Source organism: Klebsiella sp. CN_Kp106, from assembly GCF_040064575.1.
Classification (GTDB): Bacteria; Pseudomonadota; Gammaproteobacteria; order Enterobacterales; family Enterobacteriaceae; genus Klebsiella; species Klebsiella michiganensis.
Genome location: NZ_JBEAIG010000010.1, coordinates 54,130 through 72,772 on the forward strand (window position 1 = coordinate 54,130; position 18,643 = coordinate 72,772).

Annotated in this window: 12 protein-coding genes; 11 read left to right on the plus strand and 1 reads right to left on the minus strand. The window is 60.5% G+C overall.

Going from position 1 to position 18,643, the window contains the following annotated elements; genetic code table 11:
* The first annotated feature begins 4 nt into the window (after positions 1-4).
* The 9 genes from thyA to recD all read left to right on the plus strand — a co-directional run bounded on the left by thyA (position 5) and on the right by recD (position 14,533).
* Positions 5-799: a thymidylate synthase gene (gene thyA / locus ABLU96_RS06655; protein WP_004124584.1), complete on the plus strand. Its 795-nt coding sequence runs from the start codon at positions 5-7 to the stop codon at positions 797-799.
* 220 nt (positions 800-1,019) lie between these two features.
* Entirely contained in the window at positions 1,020-1,487 is a 468-nt protein-coding gene (locus ABLU96_RS06660) for a prepilin peptidase-dependent protein (RefSeq protein WP_038423523.1), read from the plus strand.
* A complete protein-coding gene (locus tag ABLU96_RS06665; RefSeq protein ID WP_064404175.1) occupies positions 1,478-2,041 on the plus strand; it encodes a prepilin peptidase-dependent protein in 564 nt (187 codons plus the stop codon). The genes ABLU96_RS06660 and ABLU96_RS06665 overlap by 10 nt, the downstream gene beginning before the upstream one ends.
* Positions 2,038-2,451, plus strand: a complete 414-nt coding sequence (locus ABLU96_RS06670) for a DUF2509 family protein (RefSeq protein ID WP_014226657.1) — start codon at positions 2,038-2,040, stop codon at positions 2,449-2,451. The genes ABLU96_RS06665 and ABLU96_RS06670 overlap by 4 nt, the downstream gene beginning before the upstream one ends.
* Positions 2,436-2,759, plus strand: a complete 324-nt coding sequence (locus tag ABLU96_RS06675) for a prepilin-type N-terminal cleavage/methylation domain-containing protein (RefSeq protein ID WP_014226656.1) — start codon at positions 2,436-2,438, stop codon at positions 2,757-2,759. Before ABLU96_RS06670 ends, ABLU96_RS06675 begins: the two co-directional genes overlap by 16 nt.
* A gap of 12 nt (positions 2,760-2,771) precedes the next feature.
* Positions 2,772-6,146, plus strand: coding sequence for an exodeoxyribonuclease V subunit gamma (recC, locus tag ABLU96_RS06680; RefSeq protein ID WP_064407263.1), 3,375 nt, complete (start codon positions 2,772-2,774; stop codon positions 6,144-6,146).
* A 127-nt stretch (positions 6,147-6,273) separates the two neighbouring features.
* Positions 6,274-9,159, plus strand: coding sequence for a pitrilysin (gene ptrA / locus ABLU96_RS06685; protein WP_064404172.1), 2,886 nt, complete (start codon positions 6,274-6,276; stop codon positions 9,157-9,159).
* Entirely contained in the window at positions 9,156-12,701 is a 3,546-nt protein-coding gene (gene recB / locus ABLU96_RS06690; protein ID WP_064404169.1) for an exodeoxyribonuclease V subunit beta, read from the plus strand. The genes ptrA and recB overlap by 4 nt, the downstream gene beginning before the upstream one ends.
* Complete coding sequence (recD, locus tag ABLU96_RS06695; protein WP_064404168.1) at positions 12,698-14,533, plus strand: exodeoxyribonuclease V subunit alpha; 1,836 nt, start codon at positions 12,698-12,700, stop codon at positions 14,531-14,533. The genes recB and recD overlap by 4 nt, the downstream gene beginning before the upstream one ends.
* Before the next feature lie 41 nt (positions 14,534-14,574).
* On the opposite strand, the gene argA is transcribed toward recD, so the two are convergent.
* Entirely contained in the window at positions 14,575-15,906 is a 1,332-nt protein-coding gene (gene argA / locus ABLU96_RS06700) for an amino-acid N-acetyltransferase (RefSeq protein ID WP_004853841.1), read from the minus strand.
* A 227-nt stretch (positions 15,907-16,133) separates the two neighbouring features.
* On the opposite strand from argA, the gene amiC reads away from it, so the two are divergent.
* Together amiC and cobD are read left to right on the plus strand one after the other, a co-directional pair.
* The gene (gene amiC, locus ABLU96_RS06705) at positions 16,134-17,387 is read left to right on the plus strand and encodes an N-acetylmuramoyl-L-alanine amidase AmiC (protein ID WP_014226651.1); all 1,254 of its coding nucleotides are present in this window, start codon (positions 16,134-16,136) and stop codon (positions 17,385-17,387) included.
* Positions 17,388-17,404: 17 nt separating this feature from the next.
* Positions 17,405-18,484: a threonine-phosphate decarboxylase CobD gene (gene cobD / locus ABLU96_RS06710; protein ID WP_064404167.1), complete on the plus strand. Its 1,080-nt coding sequence runs from the start codon at positions 17,405-17,407 to the stop codon at positions 18,482-18,484.
* Positions 18,485-18,643 lie beyond the last annotated feature (159 nt).

The following is an 18,643-nucleotide window of genomic DNA, read 5'->3' on the forward strand; positions in this document are numbered from 1 at the left end:
AACCATGAAACAGTATCTTGATTTGATGCAGAAAGTGCTCGATGAGGGCACGCAAAAAAATGACCGCACCGGTACCGGCACCGTCTCCATCTTCGGTCACCAGATGCGTTTTAACCTGCAGGAAGGATTCCCGTTGGTGACGACCAAGCGCTGTCATTTACGCTCCATCATCCATGAACTGCTGTGGTTCCTGCAGGGTGACACCAACGTGGCGTATCTGCACGAAAACAACGTCACTATCTGGGACGAATGGGCGGATGAAAACGGCGATCTGGGGCCGGTTTACGGCAAGCAGTGGCGCTCCTGGCCCGCGCCGGACGGCCGTCATATCGACCAGATCAGCACGGTGATGGAACAGCTGAAAAACGACCCGGATTCTCGCCGGATTATCGTCTCGGCATGGAACGTCGGCGAGCTGAACAAAATGGCGCTGGCCCCGTGCCACGCGTTCTTCCAGTTCTACGTCGCCGACGGCAAGCTCTCCTGCCAGCTCTATCAGCGCTCGTGCGACGTATTCCTCGGCCTGCCGTTCAATATTGCCAGCTACGCGCTGCTGGTGCATATGGTGGCGCAGCAGTGCGACCTCGAAGTGGGCGATTTTGTCTGGACCGGCGGCGATACGCACCTGTACAGCAACCACATGGAGCAGACGCATCTGCAGCTGAGCCGCGAACCGCGGGCGCTGCCGAAGCTGGTGATCAAACGTAAGCCGGCATCGATTTTCGACTACCGTTTTGAAGACTTCGAAATCGAAGGCTACGACCCGCATCCGGGGATTAAAGCGCCAGTGGCGATTTAATCCGGAAGTGACGACGAAAAACCGGCGCCTGCGAGCGCCGGTTTTTTTATGCCTCAGCCGGGCCGACGGCCAGCTTTATTCCCCCGACGGAACGCTTTTTTGCGAGCAGATTTCCTGCACTGTTGAAACCCGCTGCAACGCCTTTAATACTCTCCGGCGCGCGCCGCAAACCCGCATTTTACCGTTCGAATAAAGCCTCAATGCTCCGCATACTCGGCCCATGAACAGAGAACATGGCTATACCCTGATTGAAACCCTGCTCACCATGGTCGTGGTCGTCATTCTCGGCGCCAGCGGGCTGTACGGCTGGCAGAGCTGGCAACGGCAGCAGCGCCTGTGGCAAACCGCCTGCCAGGTCCGCGACTACCTGGTGCTGCTACGCGATGACGCCAACTGGCACAACCGCGACAGGGTATTAAGCGTCGGCCAAAGCGCGGAGGGCTGGTGCCTGAGCGCCAGCGGGACGATGGCCGACTGTCGCCTCAGGGACGCTTTCACGCTGCAACCGCTATGGCCGGAGGTCTCGCTCAGCGCGATGACGCCGGGGCTGGGGTTTTATGGCCTGCGTAATACTGCCTGGGCCGGGCATATCCGCCTGCAAAGCGCGGCGGGCGGCTGGAACATTATCGTTTCTCATTGGGGGCGTATCCGCCTGTGTCCCGGCGAGGAGACGGCATCGTGTCTGTAAAACAGCGCGGCTTTTCCCTGCCGGAAACGCTGATCGCGATGGCCATCAGCTCCGTGCTGCTGCTCGGCAGCGCGCGTTTTCTTCCGGCGCTGCAGTGGGCCGCGCTTCGCCAGACCCGGCAGCAGTCGCTGGAAAATGAGCTCTGGCAGCGAATCTACACCGTCGCGAAGCATCTGCAGCGCGCCGGATACTGCCGCGGCCGCTGTTACGGGCAGGCGCTGTATATCGCAGAGGGCGGTGATTGCCTGCTGGTGAGCTGGGATAGCAACAGCGATGGCGTCTGGAATAGCGCGCCGTCATCGGAATCGGATACCACCGGGTTTCGCCTGCGCGATGGCGCGCTGGAAACCCTGCGCGGCGCAAGCGCCTGCAGCGGCAAAGGCTGGGAGAAAATGACCAACCCGGCGGCGATTCAGATCACCGCGTTTCAGGTTACGCGCCTGGAGAGGGCGGGCTTCGCGCCTGAATTATCGATTACCCTTGCGGCGCACTCGGTCGCCGACCCGCAAATCCGCGCGCGGGCGGAATACGGCGTAACGGGATATAACCTGTGAATCGCCAGCGCGGGCTCTCTTCGCTGCTGATGGTGCTGCTGCTGTTAGCGCTCGGCACGCTATTACTCCAGGGGCTGCACCAGCAGCAGCGTTCGCTGTTAGCGCAGACGGCCAGCGAAACGCGGGCGCTTGGCGATGCCGCTGACGCGCATTCCGCGCTGCAGTGGGGAAAGGGGCTCGTCTGGCCGCTTCAGGAAACGGTTAGCTGCCAGCAGAACGCGGCGCTCGGCTGGCGCGCCTGCCTGCGAGTCTTTAGCGACGCCTCGGTATTGCTGATTGGCGGCAGCGATGGCGGCGGCATACTGCTGTGGCAGTCAGGCGTAATCGAACAAAACCGCGTCCGCTTTTCGCCTCACGGCTGGAGCGATTTTTGCCCGTTAAAGGAGGCAAGCCTATGCCAGATGCCCTGAGGCGGCAGAGAGGGTTTAGCCTGCCCGAAACGCTGCTGGCTTTAGTCTTGCTTATCGCAACCGTGACTGCGCTGGCGGGCTATCAGCGTGGGCTGGCCAACGGCTTTATGCAGCTCAACCAGTACCGTCAGCTGTGGCGCGATGCGTGGCGATTCAGTCAGCTTAGCCCACCGGTGATTCCCGCGAATCGCCAGGTATCCCGCATGCAGACATCGGTGCAAAGATGTGTCAGCATCACGGTAACGATCACGATGCCCGCAGCCAGGCGGGCGCAGATGACCCGGCTGCACTGCCCGGTCAGTCAGTAGCCAGGAGCGAATATGTTAAGGGTGTACCACTCAAACCGTCTGGATGTGCTTGAAGCCTTGATGGAGTTTATCGTCGAGCGCCAGCGGCTGGATGACCCTTTTATGCCGGAAATGGTGCTGGTACAGAGTACCGGGATGGCGCAGTGGCTGCAGATGACGCTGGCGCAGCGCTTTGGGATTGCGGCCAACATTGAGTTCCCGCTACCCGCCAGTTTTATCTGGGACATGTTCGTGCGGGTGTTAAAAGATATTCCCGGAGAAAGCGCGTTCAGTAAGCAAAGTATGAGCTGGAAACTCATGACCCTGCTACCGCAGCGGCTGAACGATGAATCCTTTACGCTACTGCGCCACTATCTGCACGACGATAGCGACAAGCGCAAGCTGTTTCAGCTGGCCGCCAGAGTGGCGGATCTCTATGACCAGTATCTGGTTTATCGCCCCGAGTGGCTGATGCGCTGGGAGGCCGACCAGCGCGTTGACGGGCTTGGAGACGCGCAGGAGTGGCAGGCGCCGCTGTGGAAAGCGCTGGTGGAATATACCGCTGAGCTGGGCCAGCCGCTGTGGCATCGCGCCAATTTATACCAACGCTTTATCAGCGCGCTTGAGGCCGCCGAACAGCCGCCCGCCGGGCTACCGTCGCGGGTGTTTATCTGCGGGATTTCGGCGCTGCCGCCGGTATACCTGCAGGCGCTCCAGGCGCTGGGTAAGCATGTCGATGTATATGTTCTCTTCACTAACCCGTGCCGCTACTACTGGGGCGACATTAAAGATCCGGCATTTCTGGCAAAGCTGCTCTCCCGCCAGCGCCGCCACCACCGCGAAACGACGCGAGAGCTGCCCCTGTTTCGCGATACGCAACAGGCTCCGGGGTTATTCAACGATGCCGGGGAACAGGATGTCGGCAATCCGCTGCTGGCCTCCTGGGGCAAGCTGGGGCGCGACTATATCTACCTGCTGGCGGGTCTTGAGCGCTATGAAGAGCTGGACGCCTTTGTCGATATCGCGCCGGATAACCTGCTGCATAATCTTCAGGCGGATATTCTCGAACTGCGTAATGCGGCGGTGGCCGGGCGCAGCGCCGAGGAGTTTGCCAACAGCCGCAGCAAGCGGTTGCTGGCGGCGGACGACCGCAGCCTGACGATTCATGTCTGCCATAGCCCGCAGCGCGAGGTTGAGGTACTGCACGACCGGCTGCTGGCGATGCTCGAAGAGAATCCCGAGCTCACGCCGCGCGATATTATCGTCATGGTGGCGGATATCGATAGCTACAGCCCCTATATTCAGGCGGTCTTCGGCAGCGCCAGCGGCGAGCGCTGGCTGCCGTGGGCGATATCCGACCGGCGGGCCCGCGAATCGCATCCGGCGCTGCAGGCGTTTATCACCCTGCTTTCGCTGCCCGACAGCCGCTTTGCCAGCGAAGACGTGCTGGCGCTGCTGGATGTGCCGGTGCTGGCCGCGCGCTTTAACATTAACGAAGAGGGGCTACGCTACCTGCGCCAGTGGGTTAACGAATCCGGCGTACGCTGGGGAATGGATGACGACAACGTGCGTGAACTCGATCTCCCGGCTACCGGCCAGCATACCTGGCGCTTTGGCCTGACGCGTATGCTGTTGGGCTACGCCATGGACAGCAGCGAAGGGGAGTGGCGCTCGGTGCTGCCTTATGATGAGTCGAGCGGGCTTATCGCCGAGCTGGTGGGCAACCTGGCATCGCTGCTGATGCAGCTTAATCTCTGGCGCCGCGGGCTGGCCCAGGATCGCCCATTAGCCGAGTGGCTGCCGGTATGCCGCGACCTGCTGAACGACTTCTTCCTTCCGGACAGCGAAACGGAAGCCGCCCTGGCGCTGATAGAACAGCAGTGGCAGGCGGTGATTGACGGCGGCGTCGACGCGCGGTATGGCGAAACGGTACCGCTCTCTTTGCTGCGCGATGAGCTGTCCCAGAGGCTCGATCAGCAGCGCATCAGCCAGCGCTTTCTCGCCGGCCCGGTTAACATTTGTACCCTGATGCCGATGCGTTCGATTCCTTTCAAGGTGGTCTGCCTGCTGGGGATGAACGACGGCGTTTATCCGCGCACCCTGGCGCCGCTGGGCTTCGATTTAATGAGCCAGAAGCCGCAGCGCGGAGACCGTAGCCGTCGCGACGACGACCGCTATCTGTTCCTTGAAGCCCTGATGTCGGCCGAGCAGAAGCTCTATATCAGCTATATCGGCCGTTCCATTCAGGACAATAGCGAGCGCTATCCCTCCGTTCTGGTTCAGGAGCTGGCGGACTACATCGGCCAGAGCCACTGTCTGGAAGGGGACGAAGAGCTGGACTGCGATGCCAGCGAACGGCGGGTCAAAGAGCACATCACGCATCTGCATACCCGCATGCCTTTCGATGCCGCCAATTTTCTGGCTAATGAAGATCAAAGCTATGCCCGGGAATGGCTGGCGGCCGCCAGCCAGCAGGGGGAAGCGCACGGCGCGTTCATCCAGCCGCTACCGGTACCGGACATCGATCACTTACCGTTCGAACAGCTGCTGCGCTTTTGGCAGCATCCTGTGCGCGCGTTCTTTCAGCAGCGGCTGCGGGTGAATTTCCGCTCGGAGGAGAGCGAGATCCCCGACGATGAACCTTTTACCCTCGAAGGGCTGAGCCGCTATCAGCTGAACCAGCAGCTGCTCAATACGCTGATTGAGCAGCAGGATGCCTCGGCAATGTATCGCCGCTTCCGTGCCGCCGGGGAGCTACCCTATGGCGCGTTCGGCGAACTGGCCTGGGAGACCCAGCGTCAGGAGATGCAAAATCTGGCCGAACGGGTGATCGCCTGCCGCCAGCCGGGGCAGAGCATGGAAATCGATCTGCAATGCAACGGAGTCAACATCACCGGCTGGCTGCAGCAGGTACAATCCGACGGTTTGCTGCGCTGGCGGCCTTCGCTATTAAGCGTGGCGCAGGGGATGCAACTTTGGCTGGAGCATCTTGTCTATTGTGCTAGCGGCGGTACCGGCGAAAGTCGGCTGTTTGTGCGCAAAGAGGGCGAGTGGCGTTTTCCACCGCTGGCGCAGGAGCAAGCCCAGGGCTACCTCAACGATCTGGTTGACGGTTACCTGCAGGGAATGTCCAAACCGCTGCTGCTGCTGCCGGAAAGCGGCGGCGCATGGCTAAAAGTCTGTTATGACGCCGAAAAGGATGTCATGTTAATGGACGAAGAGACGCAGCAAAAAGCGCGCAGTAAATTTCTTCAGGCTTATGAAGGGAACATGGTGGTCAGCGGCGAAGGTGCCGACGTCTGGTATCAGCGCCTGTGGCGCACGCTGGAAGCGGAATACTATGAAGAGATCCTGACGCAAACGCAGCGTTATTTGCTACCGGTGTTTCGTTTCCATCAGTCCGAATAACATTGTAATAGTATAAAAATTGCGCACTGGATGGCAGTTCATTTATGATGCGCAACGAATCACGGACTGATGTTTATAAAGGCTGCCAATTATGCAGCGCCAGGTTTGTTAATGATGAGGTCCGTGAATGCCCCGCAGTTTATGGTTCAAGGTTATTGTTTTACTGGCCGCCCTTTGGGCGCCGTTAAGTCAGGCAGACACCGGATGGCAACCGATCCAGGAAACCATCCGTAAAAGCGAAAAAGATACCCGTCAATATCAGGCGATCCGCCTCGATAACGGCATGGTAGTGCTGCTGGTTTCCGATCCCCAGGCGGTAAAATCGCTGTCGGCGCTGGTCGTTCCCGTGGGATCGCTGCAGGATCCCGCCGAGCATCAGGGGCTGGCTCACTTCCTGGAGCATATGACGCTGATGGGCTCGAAAAAGTATCCCCAGCCTGACAGCCTCGCCGAGTATCTCAAAATGCACGGCGGCAGCCACAATGCCAGCACCGCCCCGTATCGCACCGCCTTCTATCTTGAAGTGGAAAACGATGCCCTGGACGGCGCGGTCGATCGCCTGGCCGACGCCATCGCCGCGCCGCTGCTGGATAAAAAATATGCCGACCGTGAGCGTAATGCGGTTAACGCCGAGCTCACGATGGCGCGTACCCGGGACGGGATGCGAATGGCGCAGGTTAGCGCGGAAACCATTAACCCGGCGCACCCCGGCTCGCAGTTTTCCGGCGGTAACCTTGAAACGCTGAGCGACAAGCCCGGTAAACCGGTGCTTGATGCCCTGCACGCCTTTCGCGATAGCTGGTATTCCGCCAACCTGATGAAAGCGGTGATCTACAGCAACAAGCCTCTGCCGGAGCTGGCGAGCATCGCGGCGGCCACCTACGGTCGCGTGCCGAACCACGATATCAGCAAACCGGAGATTACCGTCCCGGTGGTGACCGATGCGCAAAAGGGCATCATCATTCACTACGTCCCGGCGATGCCGCGTAAAGTGCTGCGCGTGGAGTTCCGCATTGATAACAATAGCGACAAGTTCCGCAGCAAAACCGACGAGCTGGTGACCTATATGATCGGTAATCGCAGTCCCGGCACGCTCTCAGACTGGCTGCAAAAGCAGGGGCTGGTTGAAGGGATTCGCGCGGATTCCGACCCGGTGGTGAACGGCAACAGCGGGGTGCTGGCTATATCCGCGACCCTGACGGACAAAGGTCTGGCGCACCGCGATGAAGTTACCGCAGCCATCTTCAGCTACCTCAATCTGCTGCGCAGCCAGGGAATCGATAAGCGCTATTTTGATGAGCTGGCCCACGTGCTGGCGCTCGACTTCCGCTACCCGTCCATCAACCGCAATATGGATTACGTCGAATGGCTGGCGGACACCATGATCCGCGTGCCGGTCGAGCATACGCTGGACGTTGTCAACATTGCCGATCGCTACGATCCGCAGGCGATCGAAGACCGCCTGGCGATGATGACGCCGCAAAACGCCCGCATCTGGTACATCAGCCCGAAAGAGCCGCATAACAAGACCGCCTACTTCGTCAATGCGCCCTATCAGGTGGATAAAATCAGCGAGCAGACCTTTGCCGACTGGCAGCAGAAGTCCAGCGCCATCGGCCTCAAGCTACCGGTGCTGAACCCCTATATTCCGGATGATTTCAGCTTAATCAAAAGCGACAAGGCTTACCCGCATCCGCAGCTGATTGTTGATGAACCGACGCTGCGGGTGATTTACGCGCCGAGCCAGTACTTCGCCAGCGAACCGAAAGCGGATATTTCGCTGGTTCTGCGTAACCCGCAGGCAATGGACAGCGCCCGCCGGCAGGTGATGTTTGCGCTCAATGATTATCTGGCGGGCATTGCGCTCGACCAGCTCAGCAACCAGGCGGCGGTCGGGGGGATTAGCTTCTCTACCGGCGCGAATAACGGCCTGATGGTTAACGCCAACGGCTATACGCAGCATCTGCCTGAGCTGTTTGACGCCCTGCTCGACGGTTACTTCAGCTATACGCCAACCGAAGAGCAGCTGGAGCAGGCTAAATCCTGGTACGCCCAGATGATGGATTCGGCGGATAAAGGCAAAGCCTACGATCAGGCGATCATGCCGATTCAGATGGTTTCTCAGGTGCCGTACTTCCAGCGCGAAGAGCGTCGGGCGCTGCTGCCATCGATCACCCTGAAAGAGGTGCTGGAATACCGCGATAATCTCAAGGCGAAAGGGCGACCGGAGCTGATGGTCATCGGTAATCTTACCGCCGATCAATCCATCGCCATGGCGCGGCAGATTCAAAAACAGCTGGGCGCCGACGGCAACGAGTGGTGCCGTAACAAAGACGTTCTGGTCGATCGTAAACAGCTGGCGATTTTTGAAAAAGCGGGCAACAGTACCGATTCCGCGCTGGCCGCCGTCTTCGCGCCGCCGAACGTGGACGAGTACGCCAGCTCTGCCGCCAGCTCGCTCCTCGGGCAAATCGTACAGCCGTGGTTCTATAACCAGCTACGTACGGAAGAGCAGCTGGGCTACGCGGTCTTCGCCTTCTCGATGAACGTTGGCCGCCAGTGGGGGATGGGCTTCCTGCTGCAAAGCAGCGATAAGCAGCCGGCTTACCTCTGGCAGCGTTTCCAGGCCTTCTTCCCCACGGCGGAAGCCAAACTGCGGGCAATGAAGCCGGAAGAGTTTGCGCAGATTCAGCAGGCGGTGATCGGTCAGATGCTGGAAGCGCCGCAAACGCTGGGCGATGAAGCGTCGAAGCTGAGCAAAGATTTCGATCGCGGTAATATGCGCTTCGATTCACGTGATAAAGTAGTGGCTCAGATTAAACTGCTGACGCCGCAAAAGCTTGCCGACTTCTTCCATCAGACGGTGGTGGATCCGCAGGGCATGGCAATTCTCTCCCAGGTTTCCGGTAGCCAGAACGGCAAGGCGGAATATGCGCATCCGCAGGATGGCAAAGTCTGGGAGAACGTCAGCGCATTGCAGAAATCCTTACCCCTGATGCGAGAGAATGAATGACCGACACCGCCGAGTCTCTTGACCCCCTGCGCTTGCCCCTGACGGGCGAGCGCCTGATAGAAGCCTCTGCGGGCACAGGAAAAACCTTTACCATTGCCGCCCTCTATCTGCGGCTGCTGCTGGGGCTGGGCGGGGAATCCGCCTTTCCCCGCCGGGTCAGCGTGGAAGAGCTGCTGGTAGTGACCTTTACCGAAGCGGCGACCGAAGAGCTGCGCGGGCGTATTCGCAGCAATATCCACGAGCTGCGTATCGCCTGCCTGCGCGAAAGTACCGACAATCCTCTCTACGCCGGGCTGCTGGCGGAAATCGCCGATAAAACCCAGGCGGCGCAAACTCTGCTGCTGGCCGAACGGCAGATGGACGAAGCGGCGGTATTTACCATTCACGGCTTCTGCCAGCGGATGCTGAGCCTTAACGCCTTTGAGTCCGGCATGCTGTTCGAACAGCAGCTGATTGAAGATGAATCCCGCCTGCGCTATCAGGCCTGCGCCGACTTCTGGCGTCGCCACTGTTACCCGCTGCCGCGTGACATCGCGGCGGTTATCCACGAAGCGTGGAAAGGGCCTCGCGATCTGCTGAAATCCATCGACCGCTGGCTACAGGGAGAGGCGCCGCAGCTCAAATCGCCGCCGCCGGCTGACGAAACGCTGGCCGAACGCCATCAGCAAATTATCGAACGTATCAACGCGCTGAAGCAGCAGTGGCTGGCACAGGTGGGCGAGGTTGAGGCGGTGCTGGAAAACTCGGGCCTCGACCGGCGCAAGTTTAATCGCGGCAATCAGGGGAAATGGCTGGAGAAAGTGACCGCCTGGGCCCAGGAAGAGACCCTCAGCTACCAGCTTCCGGATGCGCTGGAGAAGTTCTCCCAGGCCTTCTTGCTTGAGCGCACCAAAGCGGACGGTGCGCCGCCGGTACACCCGCTGTTCAGCGCGGTAGAAGCGCTGCTGGCGACACCGTTAACCTTGACCGATCTGGTGATTGCCAGGGCGATGGTTGAAATCCGCGAAGCGGTCGCGCGGGAGAAACGCCGCCGCGGCGAGCTGGGCTTTGACGATATGCTTAGCCGCCTGGATGACGCCCTGCGCGGGGAGAGCGGCGAAGCGCTGGCCAGCGCGATTCGCCAGCGCTTTCCGGTGGCGATGATCGACGAATTTCAGGATACCGACCCGCAGCAGTACCGCATCTTTCGCCGCATCTGGCGGCGCCAGGCAGACACCGCGCTGCTGCTGATTGGTGACCCCAAACAGGCCATTTACGCCTTCCGCGGCGCGGATATCTTTACCTACATGAAAGCGCGTGGGGACGTCACCGCCCACTATACGCTCGATACCAACTGGCGCTCCGCGCCGGGGATGGTTGATAGCGTCAATCGCCTGTTTAGCCTCAGCGATAACCCCTTTATGTTCCGCGAAATCCCGTTTATGCCGGTGAAGTCGGCCGATAAAAACCAGGGGCTGCGCTTTACCGTCGATGATGCTGCGGTACCGGCGATGAATATCTGGCTGATGTCGGGCGAGGCCGTCGGGGCGGGGGATTACCAGGCGTTTATGGCCCAGCTGTGCGCGGCGCAAATTCGCGACTGGCTCAGCGCGGGCCAGCAGGGCAAGGCGCTGCTGTGGCGCGGTGAAAAAGCTGAACCCGTGCGGGCTTCGGACATCACGGTGCTGGTGCGCAATCGTCAGGAGGCGTCGTTAATTCGCGATGCCCTTCAGCTGCTGTCGATTCCCTCCGTCTATCTCTCCAACCGCGATAGCGTGTTTGAAACCCCCGAGGCGCAGGAGCTGCTGTGGGTGCTGCAGGCGGTGCTGGCCCCCGAGCGGGAAAATACCCTGCGCAGCGCGCTGGCGACCGCAATGTTCGGCCTCAACGCGCAGGACATTGAAAACCTCAACCAGAGCGAACGGGCCTGGGATGAGCTGGTAGAAGAGTTTAGCGGCTACCGGCAAGTCTGGCGGCAGCGCGGCGTGATGCCGATGCTGCGCGCGCTGATGACCGCGCGGCGCATTGCCGAAAACCTGCTGGCGACCAGCGGCGGCGAGCGGCGCCTGACCGATATCCTGCATATCAGCGAGCTGCTTCAGGAAGCGGCGAACCAGCTGGAGAGCGAACATGCGCTGGTGCGCTGGCTGGCGCAGCATATCGCCGAGCCGGATAGCAACGCCTCCAGCCAGCAGATGCGCCTGGAGAGCGATAAGCATCTGGTGCAGATCGTCACCATCCATAAATCGAAAGGGCTGGAGTATCCGCTGGTCTGGCTGCCGTTTATTGCGCGTTTCCGTAAACAGGATCAGGCGTTTTATCACGACAGAACCTCCTTTGCCGCCGTTCTCGACCTGGGGCAGGCGGAGGGCAGCATGGAGCTGGCGGAGGCCGAACGCCTGGCCGAAGATCTGCGCCTGCTTTACGTCGCGCTGACCCGTGCGGTCTGGCACTGCAGCCTTGGCGTTGCGCCGCTCAGCACCCGGCGCAGCGACAAGCCCGGCGCCAGCGATTTTCACCACAGCGCGCTGGGCCGCCTGCTGCAGGGCGGGGAAGCGATGGATGCCGCAGGGCTGATGGCCCGCCTGCAGGCGTTCTGCAGCGGGGAGATCGCCCTGCGGCTCCCGGATACGGCTGCGCCAACTCCGTGGCAGGCTCCGCAGGCGGCGCTACCGCCGCTTTCAGCCCGTTTGCTCGCGCGTTCGGTGACCGATGACTGGCGGGTCACCAGCTACTCCGGCCTGCAGCAGAATGGACACAGCGCGGCGCAGGATCTTCTGCCGCGTCTGGATGTCGATGCCGCCGGCGTCGGTGAGGTCGCGGAAGAGCCGCAGCTTACTCCGCACCAGTTCCCCCGCGGCGCGTCGCCGGGGACGTTTCTCCACAGTTTGTTCGAAGATCTCGATTTTACCCAGCCGGTTCCCGCCGACTGGATGGCGGCCAGGCTCCAACTGAGCGGCTTCGAGGAAAAGTGGACCCCGGTACTGACCGCATGGCTCGACGGCGTGCTGCGTACCCCTCTGCCCGGCGCGGGGATTGCCCTTAATCAGCTGAGCGAAGGCGATAAACAGGTGGAGATGGCGTTTTATCTGCCCATCGAACAGCCGCTGGATCCCCTGCGTCTGGATGCGCTGATTCGTCAGTACGATCCGCTCTCCGTGGATACCCCAACGCTCGATTTCCGCCAGGTGCGGGGGATGCTGAAAGGCTTTATCGACCTGGTGTTTCGCCACAACGGCCGCTATTACCTGCTGGATTACAAATCCAACTGGCTGGGGGAAAATCGCGAGGCCTATACCCAGGACGCGATGCGGCAGGCAATGCGTTCGCACCGTTACGATTTGCAGTACCAGCTCTATAGCCTGGCGCTGCACCGATATTTACGCCACCGCATTGCCGATTATGATTACGAACGCCACTTCGGCGGCGTTATTTATCTCTTTTTACGCGGCATGGACGGGCAGGACGGCGGGCAGGGTATCTTCACCACCCGGCCGGCGCTGCCGCTGATTAACGGCCTCGATGCGCTGTTTGCCGGGGAAACCCAGGAGGTTGTGCTATGACCATGGATGAACTGTTACTGCAGGCGGTTGAGCAGCGCCTGCTGCGCCCGCTGGACGTCCAGTTTGCGCTCATGGTGGCGCAGGAGGCGCATCCGGCGGTGAAGCTCACCGCCGCCATTCTCAGCCGCGATGCCGGTGAAGGCCACGTCTGCCTGCCGATTTCGCGTCTCGCCGAGGATGAGCTGCTGAGCGCAAAAGCGGCAGGCCTGAGTGAGCAGATCCTTGAGCTGACCGGCGCCCCGGACGGCTGGCTGCCGCTGCTTAACGATGCTGAGGCGGTCAGCGGCGGTGAGCGCCCGACGCCGATGATCCTCTGCGGCGAACGGCTTTACCTCAACCGCATGTGGCGCAACGAATTAACCGTCGCGCGCTTTTTCAATGAGGCCAATCAGGTTCTGGAGGTGGATGAAGCCCGGCTGGCTTCGACGCTCGACGCGCTGTTTCCGCCCGCTGAGGAAACGGACTGGCAAAAAGTGGCGGCTGCGGTCGCCCTGACCCGACGGATTTCGGTGATTTCCGGCGGTCCGGGCACCGGTAAAACCACGACCGTCGCTAAACTGCTGGCCGCGCTGATCCAGACGTTCTCCAGCCCGCGCTGCCGGATTCGCCTGGCGGCGCCGACCGGTAAAGCCGCGGCGCGCCTGACCGAGTCCCTCGGTGCGGCGCTGCGCCGCCTCCCTCTCAGCGACCAACAAAAGGCGCTGGTGCCCACCGAAGCCAGCACCCTCCATCGCCTGCTGGGCGCGCAGCCCGGCAGCCAGCGGATGCGCTATCACGCCGGCAACCCGCTGCATCTTGACGTGCTGGTGGTGGATGAAGCCTCAATGATTGACCTGCCGATGATGTCGCGCCTGATCGACGCGCTGCCTGAGCACGGAAGGGTGATTTTCCTTGGCGACCGCGATCAGCTGGCGTCGGTAGAGGCCGGAGCGGTGCTGGGGGATATTTGCGCCTGGGTTAATACAGGCTATACCCCGGCGCGGGCGGCACAGCTCGCCCGGTTGACCGGCCAGCCGGTGCCGGCGGGCGAGGGCAACGTTGCCGGTGCGCTGCGCGACAGCCTGTGCCTGCTGCAAAAAAGCTACCGTTTTGGTCGCCATTCCGGTATCGGCCATCTGGCGTGGGCGGTGAACAGCGGCGAGCGCAGCGCGGTACGCGCAACGCTGCGTCAGTCGTTCGACGATATCGCCCTGTATCCGCTGAGCGCCACCGAAGAGTATGAAGCGATGCTGAATCAGGCGCAGGCGGGCTATGGCCGCTTCCTGCAGCTGCTGCGCGAGCGGGCTGAGCCCGAAGAGATGATCGCCGCCTTTGGCGAATTCCAGCTGCTGTGCGCGCTGCGCGAGGGGCCGTATGGGGTCAGCGGCGTGAACGAACAGCTGGAGCAGATGCTGAACCGCAAGCGGGCGATCGCGTTACCGCGGCATTCGCGCTGGTATGAAGGACGGCCGGTGATGATCTCCCGCAACGACAGCGCGCTGGGGCTGTTTAACGGCGATATCGGCATCGCGCTGGAAAGAGGCGATGGCCTGCGCGTCTGGTTCCCGATGCCCGATGGCAGCATCAAGTCGGTACAGCCAAGTCGTCTGCCGGAGCACGATACCGCCTGGGCGATGACGGTGCATAAATCGCAGGGATCGGAGTTCGATCACGCGGCGCTGATCCTGCCTTCGCGCAGCGTGCCGCTGGTAACCCGCGAGCTGGTTTATACCGCCATTACGCGTGCGAAACGGCAGCTGTCGATCTATGCCGATGAGCAGGTGCTGACTCAGGCGGTGGCTGCGCGTACCGAACGACGCAGCGGCCTGACGGATATCTTTTCCGCCCAGTGAGGTTTTCCCCGGTCGGCCGCGCGCTTTCCGGGGAGAAGGGATCAGGCCAGGTCTGCCATCAGCACCTTGGAGCGGCGCTGATAGTTGTACATCTCTTTTTTGCTCTCCGGCAGCAGGTCGACGTCGACCGGCGTAAATCCGCGCTCCTGGAACCAGTGAATGCTGCGGGTCGTAAGAACAAACAGCTTGCTGAGGCCCATTTGCTTCGCCTGCGCGGCAATGCGTTCGAGCAGCACTTCGCCGCGCGATGAGCTGCGGTAATCCGGATGCACCGCCACGCAGGCCATTTCGCCGATCTTCTCTTCCGGGAAAGGATAGAGCGCGGCGCAGGCGATGGTGGTGTTGTCGCGCTGAATAATGGTGAATTTATCGATTTCCATCTCCAGCTGTTCGCGCGAACGCCTGACCAGAATGCCCTGCTGCTCCAGCGGGCTAATCAGCTCGAGGATGCCGCCGATATCGTTAATGGTGGCGCGGCGGATCTGCTCGGCGCTCTCCATCACTATCTGGGTACCGATACCGTCGCGTGAGAACAGCTCCTGCAGCAGGGTGCCGTTTTCCTGATAGCTGATCAGGTGGCAGCGGCGCACGCCGCTGCGGCAGGCTTTTACCGCGCCGCGCAGAAAGCGCACGGTGCCGGAGCTGTAGTCTTCGTCCGCTTCCATCTCTTCCACCCGCGCCTGGGCTTCGTTGGGGAACAGCTCGGGGACGATCTCGCCATCCTGATTGTGAACCCCCTGCGATGAGCAGAAGCCGATCATCTTTTCGGCTTTCAGCTTAATCGCCAGCTGGGTCGCAATCTCTTCGGAGGTCAGGTTAAAACTTTCGCCGGTGACCGACACCGCAACCGGGCCCATCAGCACAATCGCGCCGTTATCCAGCTGGCGGTGAATGGCTTCTTCATCGATGCGCCGGATGCGCCCGCTGTGACAGTAATCCACGCCGTCGTCCACGCCTAACGGCTGCGCGATAATGAAGTTGCCACTGACCACGTTGATATGGGCGCCCTGCAGCGGCGTGTTGTTGAGGCTCATCGACAGGCGAGCGGTAATTTCCAGCTGCAGCATGCCCGCCGCCTGCTTAACCAGCTCGAGCGTTTTGGCGTCAGTCACTCGGGTTTGTTTATGATAAACCGGCTCGTGACGATGCTCCGCCAGGTTGGCATCGATCTGCGGACGGGCGCCATAGACCACCACCAGACGAATTCCCAGGCTGTGAAGCAGGCCAATGTCATTGACTATACTAGAGAAATTATCATGCTCGATGGCTTCCCCGCCCAGCATGATGACAAACGTTTTACCCCGATGGGCATTAATATAGGGGACAGAATGGCGGAATCCCTCTACCAGTTCGGTGCGACGTTCCTTCACCATGACACAACCTCAATGCATGATTATTCGTAATTACTGTATTTTTATTCTGTTTCGCCGGCAAACGCAAGCCCCAATTTTTGGCTGAGCCGGGAAAACAGTGTGAGCCAAATCAGGGTGTCAAAGATTGTTTACCCTTTTATAGATGACAGGTTATGCGCCTTTCGTTAAAGTTTCCGGTCAATCTGTTTGTTTTAAATACGAATGATTTCTTACTGCTTGGGAGTGGCATGTCGGGATACAAGTCAGGATTAAGCCGCCGCCGATTTTTACAGGGGGCGGGCGCCATGTGGTTAATGAGTGTGAGTCCGGTTGGGTTGGCTGCCGCGGCGCAGGTGGTTGCCGTACGCGTCTGGCCATCATCGACCTACACGCGCGTCACCGTGGAGTCCAACCATATCCTGAAATATCGGCAGTTTGCGCTCAGCAATCCTGAACGTGTGGTGGTGGATCTGGAAGGGGTTAATCTCAACTCCGTACTGAAAGGTATGGGGAGTCAGATTCGCGGTGACGATCCCTATATTCAATCCGCTCGCGTGGGGCAGTTCGATCCGCAAACCGTGCGCATGGTGTTTGAGCTGAAACAGAACGTGAAACCGCAGCTGTTTGCGCTGGCTCCGGTCGCCGGGTTTAAAGAGCGTCTGGTCATGGACCTCTATCCCGCTAACGCCACCGACGTGCAGGATCCGCTGCTGGCGCTGCTCGAAGATTACAACAAAGGCGATCTTCAGCGGCAGGTTCCGCCTGCGGAGAGCGGGCCTAAACCGGGTAAAGCCGGGCGCGATCGGCCCATTGTTATCATGCTCGATCCCGGCCACGGCGGCGAAGACTCCGGCGCGGTGGGAAAATACCGCACCCGCGAGAAAGACGTGGTGCTGCAGATAGCCCGACGGCTGCGCGCGCTGATCGAGAAAGAGGGCAATATGAAGGTCTATATGACCCGCAACGAGGATGTCTTTATCCCGCTGAAGGTCCGCGTCGCCAAAGCGCAGAAGCAGCGCGCCGACCTGTTTGTCTCTATTCATGCCGACGCGTTTACCAGCCGCCAGCCCAGCGGATCGTCGGTGTTTGCCCTGTCAACCAAAGGGGCCACCAGTACCGCGGCTAAATATCTGGCGCAGACCCAGAACGCCTCGGATCTGATTGGCGGCGTCAGCAAAAGCGGCGATCGCTACGTCGACCACACGATGTTCGACATGGTGCAGTCGCTGACCATCGCCGACAGCCTGAAGTTCGGCAAGGCGGTGCTGGAAAAGATGGGCAACATTAATAACCTGCACAAGAACCGGGTTGAGCAGGCGGGCTTCGCGGTGCTGAAGGCGCCGGATATTCCATCGATTCTGGTGGAAACCGCGTTTATCAGTAACGTCGAAGAAGAGCGTAAATTGAAAACGGCGAAATTCCAGCAGGAAGTTGCAGAGTCGATTCTGGCAGGGATTAAAGCCTACTTCGCCGACGGCGCGACGCTGGCAAGGCGAGGGTAACGCAACAGGAAAGGTAAATGGCTCTACTTAAGAGCGCGCACGGCGGCAATATTCGCGAGGCCGCCGCGCTGTTGGGCATCTCTGCGGAGCAGCTGCTGGATTTTAGCGCCAATATTAATCCGCTGGGGATGCCGGAAAGTTTAAAGCGCGCCATCCTCGACAATATGGCCTGCGCCGAACGCTACCCTGACGTTGAGTATCAGCAGCTGCACCTTGCGCTGGCGGAACACCATCAGATCCCCGCCTCGTGGATCCTCGCCGGAAACGGCGAAACCGAAGCGATCTTTACGCTGGTTCAGGGGCTGAAGCCGCGCCAGGCGATGATCGTCACCCCGGGCTTTGCCGAATACCGCCGGGCGCTGCAGTCGGTGGACTGCGCGGTGCGGGAATTTCTGCTGCGCGAGGAGGATGGCTGGCAGCTCACCGGGGCGATTCTTGACGCCCTGACGCCGGATCTGGACTGCTTATTTCTCTGCACGCCGAACAATCCTACCGGCCTGCTGCCCGAGCGCCGTCTGCTGGAGATGATTGCTGAACGCTGTCGGTCGCTGGGCATTGCCCTGATTCTCGATGAAGCGTTTATCGATTTTATCCCCGACGAGTCGGGATTTATTCCGCTGCTGGGCCACAACCCGCACGTGTGGGTACTGCGTTCGCTGACCAAGTTTTATGCCATTCCCGGCCTGCGTCTGGGGTATCTGGTCAATGGCGATGCGCGGGCGGTGGCGAGAATGCGCGAGCGCCAGATGCCGTGGTCGATAAACGCGTTTGCCGCCCTGGCGGGGGAAATCATTCTCCAGGATAGCGCCTACCAGCAGCAAACCTGGCAGTGGCTGGCGGAGGAGGGGCAGCGCTTTTACCATCAGCTGCGCCATATTCCCGGCCTGACGGTCTATCCCGGGCGGGCAAACTATCTGTTTCTGCGCTGCGACGTGGCGGATCTGGATCTGCAATACGCGATGCTGCAACAGCACATCCTGATCCGCAGCTGCGCCAACTACCCGGGGCTCGACGGGCGCTACTTCCGCGTCGCGATCCGCAGCCAGCAGGAAAATACCCGGCTGCTGACGGCCTTCAGGCGGGTATTTAACCAGTAGATGTCTGCCGCCATTGTTCGTCTGCGGTTCTTCCCGGTGGCGCTGCGCTGACCGGGCTACGGGTTTACAGCCGTCTGCGGACCGGTAGCCCGCCTCCGGGGGATGTGCACAGCATGAGGTTTTGTTGCGGTCTTCTTCCCGGCTCGCGCTGCGCTTAGC

Excerpts from the sequence above, each read along its gene's own strand:
- ABLU96_RS06675 (WP_014226656.1), top strand. The coding sequence starts at position 2,436 with ATGCCAGATGCCCTGAGGCGGCAGAGAGGGTTTAGCCTGCCCGAAACG.
- recB (WP_064404169.1), top strand. The coding sequence starts at position 9,156 with ATGACCGACACCGCCGAGTCTCTTGACCCCCTGCGCTTGCCCCTGACG.
- ptrA (WP_064404172.1), top strand. The coding sequence starts at position 6,274 with ATGCCCCGCAGTTTATGGTTCAAGGTTATTGTTTTACTGGCCGCCCTT.
- amiC (WP_014226651.1), top strand. The coding sequence starts at position 16,134 with ATGTCGGGATACAAGTCAGGATTAAGCCGCCGCCGATTTTTACAGGGG.
- recD (WP_064404168.1), top strand. The coding sequence starts at position 12,698 with ATGACCATGGATGAACTGTTACTGCAGGCGGTTGAGCAGCGCCTGCTG.
- argA (WP_004853841.1), bottom strand. The coding sequence starts at position 15,906 with ATGGTGAAGGAACGTCGCACCGAACTGGTAGAGGGATTCCGCCATTCT.
- ABLU96_RS06660 (WP_038423523.1), top strand. The coding sequence starts at position 1,020 with ATGAACAGAGAACATGGCTATACCCTGATTGAAACCCTGCTCACCATG.
- recC (WP_064407263.1), top strand. The coding sequence starts at position 2,772 with ATGTTAAGGGTGTACCACTCAAACCGTCTGGATGTGCTTGAAGCCTTG.
- thyA (WP_004124584.1), top strand. The coding sequence starts at position 5 with ATGAAACAGTATCTTGATTTGATGCAGAAAGTGCTCGATGAGGGCACG.
- cobD (WP_064404167.1), top strand. The coding sequence starts at position 17,405 with ATGGCTCTACTTAAGAGCGCGCACGGCGGCAATATTCGCGAGGCCGCC.